The organism is Deltaproteobacteria bacterium (genome assembly GCA_005879795.1).
Classification (GTDB): Bacteria; Desulfobacterota; Binatia; order DP-6; family DP-6; genus DP-6.
This window is the reverse complement of record VBKJ01000119.1, coordinates 1-7647: the sequence shown is the minus strand read 5'-3', so window position 1 is coordinate 7647 and position 7647 is coordinate 1. Positions and strand designations below refer to the sequence as shown.

The 7647-nt window shown below is 71.6% G+C and carries 8 protein-coding genes; 4 read left to right on the top strand and 4 right to left on the bottom strand.

Features of this window, described 5'->3' with window-relative positions; translation table 11 throughout:
* The coding region (locus E6J59_06355; GenBank protein ID TMB21211.1) for an MFS transporter at positions 1-1641 on the bottom strand (1641 nt) is incomplete at its 3' end.
* A gap of 124 nt (positions 1642-1765) precedes the next feature.
* Here E6J59_06355 and E6J59_06350 point away from each other — a divergent pair.
* The 4 genes from E6J59_06350 to E6J59_06335 all read left to right on the top strand — a co-directional run bounded on the left by E6J59_06350 (position 1766) and on the right by E6J59_06335 (position 6074).
* The gene (locus E6J59_06350) at positions 1766-2689 is read left to right on the top strand and encodes a hypothetical protein (GenBank protein TMB21210.1); all 924 of its coding nucleotides are present in this window, start codon (positions 1766-1768) and stop codon (positions 2687-2689) included.
* A gap of 71 nt (positions 2690-2760) precedes the next feature.
* On the top strand, positions 2761-3618 hold the full coding sequence (locus E6J59_06345) for an RluA family pseudouridine synthase (GenBank protein ID TMB21209.1): 858 nt from the start codon (positions 2761-2763) through the stop codon (positions 3616-3618).
* A gap of 106 nt (positions 3619-3724) precedes the next feature.
* Positions 3725-4033 (top strand): non-heme iron oxygenase ferredoxin subunit, encoded by a 309-nt coding sequence (locus E6J59_06340; GenBank protein ID TMB21208.1) that lies wholly within the window; start codon positions 3725-3727, stop codon positions 4031-4033.
* Positions 4014-6074: a thiamine pyrophosphate-binding protein gene (locus tag E6J59_06335; protein TMB21207.1), complete on the top strand. Its 2061-nt coding sequence runs from the start codon at positions 4014-4016 to the stop codon at positions 6072-6074. The genes E6J59_06340 and E6J59_06335 overlap by 20 nt, the downstream gene beginning before the upstream one ends.
* 239 nt (positions 6075-6313) lie before the next feature.
* Here E6J59_06335 and E6J59_06330 read toward each other — a convergent pair whose 3' ends face one another.
* From E6J59_06330 to E6J59_06320, 3 genes are all read right to left on the bottom strand, one after another.
* A complete protein-coding gene (locus E6J59_06330) occupies positions 6314-6637 on the bottom strand; it encodes a hypothetical protein (protein TMB21206.1) in 324 nt (107 codons plus the stop codon).
* The gene (locus E6J59_06325; protein TMB21205.1) at positions 6618-6845 is read right to left on the bottom strand and encodes a DUF433 domain-containing protein; all 228 of its coding nucleotides are present in this window, start codon (positions 6843-6845) and stop codon (positions 6618-6620) included. The genes E6J59_06330 and E6J59_06325 overlap by 20 nt, the downstream gene beginning before the upstream one ends.
* Before the next feature lie 189 nt (positions 6846-7034).
* A complete protein-coding gene (locus E6J59_06320) occupies positions 7035-7574 on the bottom strand; it encodes a type II toxin-antitoxin system VapC family toxin (protein TMB21204.1) in 540 nt (179 codons plus the stop codon).
* Positions 7575-7647 lie beyond the last annotated feature (73 nt).

Sequence of the window (7647 nt, the reverse complement as noted above, 5' to 3'; positions counted from 1 at the left end):
GTACGACGCGCGGCGCCTCCCGGTCAACGGTTGCGCCTGCTTGCGCCCGGCCGCGGAAGTCGGCGAAGGTGGCGGCGAGGGGGTTCTCGCGATCGTCAGGGCGGCGGTGGCCGCGCTCGCGAGCGCGAGGCCCGCGCTGAGCAGCGCCATCCAGCGGAACCCCCTGACGAACGCCTCGGCGACGGCCTGCTGGATGGCGAGGCGCTCGGACGGGCGCGCGCCCGGCGGGGCCTCGGCGCCACCCAGCTTCACCCGCTCGGCATCGAGCGCCGCCTCGACGTCCGGCGCCAGGCGCATGGTGGCGAGCCGGCGGTCCATCTCGCCGTTGAACACGCGCAGGACGAGCACGCTCATGACGGCGACCGTCAGCAGCCCCGCCGCACGCGACACCGCGTTGTTGATGCCCGAGGCGGTGCCGGCGCGGTTCACCTCGACGGCGTTCATCACGGTCGTGGTCAGCGGCGCGACGCTCACCGCCATCCCGAGCCCGAGCACCACCATGGCTGGGAAGAACGTGCCCCAGTAACTGCCGCCGATCCTCGGCAGCGCGAGGAGAGCGAAGCCGCCGGCGGCGATCACCGGCCCGAGCACCAGGGGAAGCCTCGCGCCGAAGCGGTCAGCCAGGCCACCCGACCATCGCGAGAGCAGAAACAGAATCAGGACGAAGGGGAGGGAGGCGGCGCCCGCCGCAGTCGGGGAGTACCGCTGCACCTGGATGAGGTCGAGCGGCAGGAAGAAGAAGGCGCCCCCCAGGGCGCCGTAGAGGAGCAGGGTGAGGAGGTTCGTCCCGGTGAAGCTCCGGGATCGGAAGAGCGCCGGCGGAACCATCGGCGTGCGGCTCCGGGCCTCGACGGCGCCGAACCCGAGCAGGGCTCCACCTCCCCCGGCGAGTGCCCCGGAGACCAGCGGGTGCCGCCATCCGAGGCGTGACGACTCGATGAGCCCGTACACGATACCCCCGAGCCCCGCGGTCACGAGCGCGGCACCGGCCCAGTCGAGCCGCCGGGGCGCCTCGGGATCGCGGCTCTCCGGCAGCCGCCAGAAGACCAGCCCGAGCACGACCACGGCGAGGGGCGGGTTCACGAAGAAGGCCCAGCGCCACGAGAGGTGCTCGATCAGCCAGCCGCCGAGGACGGGCCCGAGGGCGGTCGTGATCGCGGTGAAGCCGGACCACGTCCCGATGGCCCGCCCCCGCTCCTGCTCGGGGAACGACGCGCTGATGATGGCGAGGCTGCCCGGCACGAGGAGCGCCGCACCGACCCCCTGCACGGCGCGGGCGGTCACGAGCTGCCCGACGCTGGCGGCGAGGCCGCAGGCGGTCGACGCCGCGGCGAAGAGGGCGATCCCGCTCGCGTAGACGCGGCGCCGTCCGAAGCGATCCCCCATCGAGCCGCCGACGAGCAGCAGCGCCGAGAGGAAGAGCGCGTACGCCTCGACGACCCACTGGACGTCGGCGACGGTGGCCCCGAGCTCGCGCTGGAGCGCCGGCAGCGCCACGTTGACGACGGTGCCGTCGATGAAGGCCATGCTCGAGCCGAGGATCGTCGCGGCAAGCACCCACGGCCGAGCAACCTCCGCACACGGCCGAGAGGCGGGCGCCGCCAGGACGACGCCCTCGTCGCACGGGGGCCTGAGGATCAGCGGTCCGTACGATGCCTAGGGGCTCCCCGATCGGCAAGAGATGCCCTCCGCCGGGGCAGGCGCGCGCAGCCACCTGCCCGCGGCGTCATCGGGTATGGTATGCGCATCCGGAAGGAGGGCGGCGATGCAACCGAGTGCCAGCCCCGACCCATGGCCGAGCTTGCCCTTGGAGGACTGGAAGGACACGTACGCCACGCTGCACCGGTGGACGCAGATCGTCGGAAAGATCCGCCTGGCCCGGAGTCCCTGGATCAACCACTCGTGGCATGTCACCCTCTACGTGACCGCGCGTGGGCTGACGACGTCCCCGATCCCGTACGGCACGCGGACGTTCCAGCTCGACTTCGACTTCATCGACCACGGGCTCCTGATCCAGACCGGTGAGGGCGCGGTGCGGACGATCGCGCTGCGGGCCCATCCGGTAGCGGACTTCTACGCAGAGCTCTTCGCGACGCTGCGTGAGCTCGGATTGGAGGTGAAGATCCACTCGGCGCCCAACGAGCTGCCGGACGCGATCCCGCTCGACACCGACCGGGAGCATGCGTCGTACGATGCGGAATACGCCAATCGCTTCTGGCGTGTCCTGGTACAGTCGGACCGGGTCTTCAAGGACTTCCGCGCCCGCTTCATCGGTAAGTGCAGCCCGGTGCACTTCTTCTGGGGCAGCTCCGACCTGGCGGTGACGCGTTTCTCCGGGCGCCGAGCTCCGGAGCATCCGGGAGGCGTGCCGCACCTGCCGGACGCCGTCACCCGGGAAGCCTACTCCCACGAGGTGAGTAGTTGCGGGTTCTGGCCCGGCGGTGGACCGATGCCCTTCCCGGCGTACTATTCGTATGCGTACCCCACGCCGGACGGGTTCGGTGCGGCACGGGTTCGTCCGGGCAGTGCCTCCTTCAGCCGCGACCTGGGGGAGTTCGTCCTGCCCTACGACGAGGTGCGGCAGGCGACCTCGCCGGACGAGGTACTCCTCGAGTTCCTCCAGAGCACGTACGAGGCGGCGGCCGAACTCGGGCACTGGGACCGCGCAGCGCTCGAGCGCCAGCGCTGACGCCCTCTCGACCGCTATGCTGGCGCCCGATGCCTGAGGACGTCGCCGGGCTCGCGGGCGGCTGAGCGGCGGTGCCGTACACGGTACCGGCGCCCGTCTCGCTCGGCGACTGTCTCGCCCGCTTGCTCGCCGAGGCATCGCGCCGGACCCGGAAGCAGATGCTGGCCGGGGGCCGCGTCCGCGTGAACGGCACGATCGTGCGGCGCGCGGACACCGCGCTCGCGGCCGGCGACGTCGTGGAGGTCGGGCCGAAGGGGCCGCGCGCGGCGCTGCCGCCCGGCCTCGCCCTCGTGTACGAGGACGACGACGTGATCGTGGTCGAGAAGCCGGCCGGACTCCTCACCATCGCGACGGAGCGGGAGCGGGAGCGGACCGTGTACGCGCAGCTGACGGCTCACGCACGCGCGCGGAAGCCGCCGGCCCGGGTCTTCGTGGTGCACCGCCTCGATCGACTCGTGTCCGGGCTCCTCGTCTTCGCCCTGTCGCCCGGCGCGAAGCGGGCCCTGCAGGGGCAGTTCGCGGCGCACACCGTCGAGCGGACGTACCTCGCGGTCGTCGAGGGCCGGCCGGCGCGGCCCGAGGGCACGATCGCGAGCCGGCTCGTCGACGATGCGCCCGGCCGCGTGCGCGAGACCCGCCGACCCGGGCGGGGGCGCGCTGCCATCACGCGCTGGCGCGTGCTCCGTGCCGGCAAGCGCCACACCCTGCTCGAGGTGAAGCTCGAGACCGGGCGGCGGAACCAGATCCGCGTGCACCTCGCCGGGCTCGGGCATCCGATCGCCGGCGACGCCGCGTACGGCAGCGGCACCGATCCCTTCGGCCGGCCGGCACTCCACGCGCACGTGCTCGGCTTCGACCATCCCCGGACCGGCGCCCGCCTGCGCTTCGTCTCGCCGGCCCCCGCGGGGTTCGCGAAGCTCCCCGCGTGAGCGCATCTACACGCACTTTCTGAACGGTGGCGGGGCGAATCCTGGTGGTTCCTCGATCGTCGCGGGTGGGGTGGTGATCCAGCTAGAAGCGAGGTAGGAGGTCCAAATGGCGCAGTTCATCAAGGTCGCGAGCACCGCCGACCTCGCTCCGGGCGAGGCGAAGTGTGTCGAGGTGGCCGGGAAGAAGATCGCCCTCTTCAACCTCGAGGGGAGCTTCTATGCGATCGACAACACCTGCACGCACCGCGGCGGCCCGCTGTGCGAGGGCGAGGTGTCGGGCGAGGAGGTGACGTGCCCCTGGCACGGAGCGATCTATAACATCAAGACCGGCGCCGTGCTGGGTCCGCCGGCGCCGCGCGGCGTACCGCCGTACCCGGTGCGCATACAGGGATCCGATGTCGAGGTTCAGGTGTAGGCGCGCCACTGATGCCTGGCCCGCCCCCAGCGTTGGAGGCGGGCGATCGCGATGGCCCAGAAGGGGTCCCAGTTCCGAGCCGAGGCCAATCCTGCGCTTCGCACGCTGTGTGCGAACTGCGGCAAGAGCATCCCGACGGAAGTCGGCCATGCGCATCCGCTCGACGCCGAAGAGCGCGGCGTCTGGAGGACGACGTGGGGACTCGTGGGCGTGGACGCTCGGGGTCCGCGGGTCTTTCCGACCTGTAATGACTGCTACCAGGCGGGCTGGCGGCCACCAGGCTTCGCGCGCTGAGCCGGCGGTGCCCGCCCGGATCAGTCTCACGAGGAGGTGTCCGATGGCCGAGCTGAACGGTGGACGGCTGCTGGCCCGCTGCCTCGCCAACGAGGGCGTGCGCTTCGTCTTCGGTCTCCCGTCGCCCGAGATCGACCCGCTGCTGGCGGCGCTCGACGAGCACGCCATACGGCTCGTCCCCGTCCGCCACGAGGCCGCCGGGGCGCACATGGCCGAGGGCCTCTACAAGACGACGGGCCAGGTGGCGGCCGTGATCGGCAACCCCGGTCCGGGCTCGGCCAACCTGCTCGCGGGCGTCATCACGGCGCGGCACGAGGGCGTGCCGCTGGTTGCGATCACGTCGCAGCACCGGCTGGGCCTCGTGTACCCGTCCCCGCCCTCCACCTTCCAGGGGCAGGACCAGCTCGACGTCTACAGGCCCGTCGTCAAGTGGGGCGGACCGATCTTCTCGTGGGATCGCATCCCCGAGGTCGTGCGGCTCGCGTTCCGCGAGATGTGGACGGGCCGGCCGGGACCGGTGCACCTCGAGCTGCCCGCGCCGGTCCTCTACGCGACGGGCGACGAGTCGAGCGTGCGCGTGCCGGCGCCCGCGGCGTACCGTGCCTCGCTGCCCGAGGCGTCCGAGGCCCGGATCGCGGAGGTCGCGGACCTGCTCGCCGGCGCCGCGCGACCGCTCGTGATCGCGGGCTCCGGCGTCGACCGCGCCGGGGCCAACGAACCGCTGCTCGCGGTCGTCGAGCGGCTCGGGTGCCCCGTGATCGCGTCCATGGCCGGGCGCGCGGTGGTGCCGCTCGACCATCCCAACACCGTCTACGGCCTGGGGGCGGGCGGCGACCTCGCCAAGCGCGAGGCCGACGTCGTGCTGGTCTTGGGGTCGCGGCTCGGCAACCTCGACCTGCCGTACGACAAGTACTGGGGTGATCCCGCGACGCAGCGGGTGGTGCAGATCGACGTCGATCCGCGGCACATCGGCGTGACGCGCCCGTTGGCGCTCGGCATCGTCGCCGACGTGAAGCCGGCGCTCGCGAGCCTGGCGGCGGCGCTCGAGGCGAAGCGGACGCGGGCGAGGGATCCCGGCTTCCTCGCGCGCTGCCGGCGCGCGGCGGAGGAGTGGTGGAAGGAGCAGATGCGCGTGGTCGAGAGCTGGGCCGGACCGGGGCTGCACCCGGCGCGCGTGATCCAGGCGATCGGCACGGCCTTCGGCCCGGGCGCGATCTACGTGACCGACGGCGGCTTCACCTCGCTCTGGGCGTACTGGTTCCTGCCGCCGACGCGACCGCGCTCGTATCTCAGCATCCTCGAGCTCGGCATGCTCGGCACGGGCGTGCCCGCGGCGCTCGGCGCGAAGCTCGGCAGCCCCGCGCGCGAGGTCGTGTGCGTCACCGGCGACGGCGCGGCCGGCTTCCACTTCATGGAGATGCAGTCCGCCGCGCGCGAGGGCGCCAGGATCACCGTCATCGTCTTCGCCGAGGGCTCGTGGTCGATGGAGGTCCCGAACGAGCAGATGCTCTACGGGCGCAACTTCGGCACGGAGATGGGGACGGTGCGCTGGGACGTCGTGGCGCGCGGCCTCGGCTGCGAGGGCCTCTACGCCGAGAGCCTCGCCGAGGTCGAGTCGGCGCTCGCGAAGGCGCGCGAGGTCGCGGGCCCGGTGGTCATCTGCGTCAGGACCGACCGCGCCGCCAACCTGGGCGTGGCGGCGGAGGCGGGGATGCGGTTCGCGGAGGTGTACCAGGGGCCGATGTGACCCCGCCGCTTCGTCGCGCGCCCGCGACGCTTCGACCGCATCGCCCGCATCGACGCTGCCGACGAGCGAACGCGCCGGAGCTACCTGGCCGCCAAGCTCGCCGGGGTGGATGGCGCGGAGCTCGAGCGCTGGGTTCGCATGACCGAGGGGCTCTCGCTCGCCGCCCTCGCCGAGGCCGTGATAGCGTGCCCTGCCTCGGGAACCGGCTCGAGGAAACGCCCGAGCTGCTGCGCCGAGTGTCAGGCGGCAACGCGCGCTACCTCGCCGGCTCGCACCCTTGCGATTGCCAGAAGCGTAGCCGGAACAAGCGGTCGCAGATCCTCGAGAGCGACGCTCGGCGCAACGAGAACAACGACACCGAGCCGAGACCGAGCCAGGTTCTGTTGGAACTCGAGGTTCCGGTCAGCCGTGACGAAGACTTCGAACCCGGCGTCCGCGGCTCGCTGAAGCAGCTCGCCGTTCTTCAGACCCGCCCAACCTTGCTCCTGCACCGTGCGAACCTGATGCCCTGTGAGCTCGCGTGCTAGATGACGCGGCAGCTGCTCATCGAGCAGAACGCGCACCGGCGCTCAGGGCCTCGTGAGCCGCTTCGAGAGCGGCCACCGCTTGCTCGCGTGAGACCGACGGGAATTCGTCCAGGAACTCGTCGAGGCTGTGACCGTGCTCGAGGTAGTCGATCAGGTTGCGGAACGGCACGCGGGTCCCGACGAAAACGGGCGTGCCACCAAGGATTTCAGGATCGCTGTGGATGACCTCGGGACGCTGACTCATGGATATGCCTCGGAGGATTCTACCCGAGGACCCGTTCCTGCCCAAGGGGTCGACCGATCCTCGCGTGGGATCGCATCCCCGACGTGGCGCGGGCCAGCCTTGTTCCTGGAGGGCGAGGAGCATGACGATCGAACCCGGCCATGATGAACGGGAAAGCGACATCGAGGCCGGCGCCGTCGGCCCGCATCGTCAGGCGGCGCCTTGACGGCCAGCGTAGAGCGCGAGCCCCGCGACATGCCGGAAGTGCTTCCAGTTGCCCGTCAGCAGCGGCAGCTTCTTCACCAGCGCCGTCGCGGCGATCAGGGCATCTTCCTTCTCGAGATCCGGGTACCTGCGGCGCAAGGACCAGTAGCGCCCCGCGATGGCGGACCCCAGGGGAACGAGCCGGAACCGGCGCAGCGCCTCGGCGATCGCTCCGCGCTCGGCGCTGCTCAGGCCCTTCTTCGCGAGCAGCTCCTTCCGCGTGACGACCGAGTAGTAGATGCGGCTGCGCGGATCGCCGAGGAGCCCGCCGTGAGCGCCGGTGTTGAAGTAGTCGATCAGGATGTCGGTGTCTACGAGGACGCGGACCGCTGCCACGCTCGGATCTCCCTCAGGAAGGCCGCGTCCGAGCGGCTTCGGGAGCGGCGGCGCAGCATGCGGACGTATTCCGCGCTGTCCCTCACCGCGGTATGTCCGTAGGGATTGAACTTCTCCCGGACCAGCTCCTCGAGGAGTGTCACCGGGTATATGCCGCGGCGCCGCGCCGTCCGGATGAGAAACTCCTTCAGGTCCGGGTCAAACGAGAGCGTCCACTTCTCGC

Coding starts and splice junctions, on each gene's coding strand:
- E6J59_06340 (TMB21208.1), top strand. CDS start 3,725: ATGGCGCAGTTCATCAAGGTCGCGAGCACCGCCGACCTCGCTCCGGGC.
- E6J59_06335 (TMB21207.1), top strand. CDS start 4,014: ATGTCGAGGTTCAGGTGTAGGCGCGCCACTGATGCCTGGCCCGCCCCC.
- E6J59_06325 (TMB21205.1), bottom strand. CDS start 6,845: ATGAGTCAGCGTCCCGAGGTCATCCACAGCGATCCTGAAATCCTTGGT.
- E6J59_06350 (TMB21210.1), top strand. CDS start 1,766: ATGCAACCGAGTGCCAGCCCCGACCCATGGCCGAGCTTGCCCTTGGAG.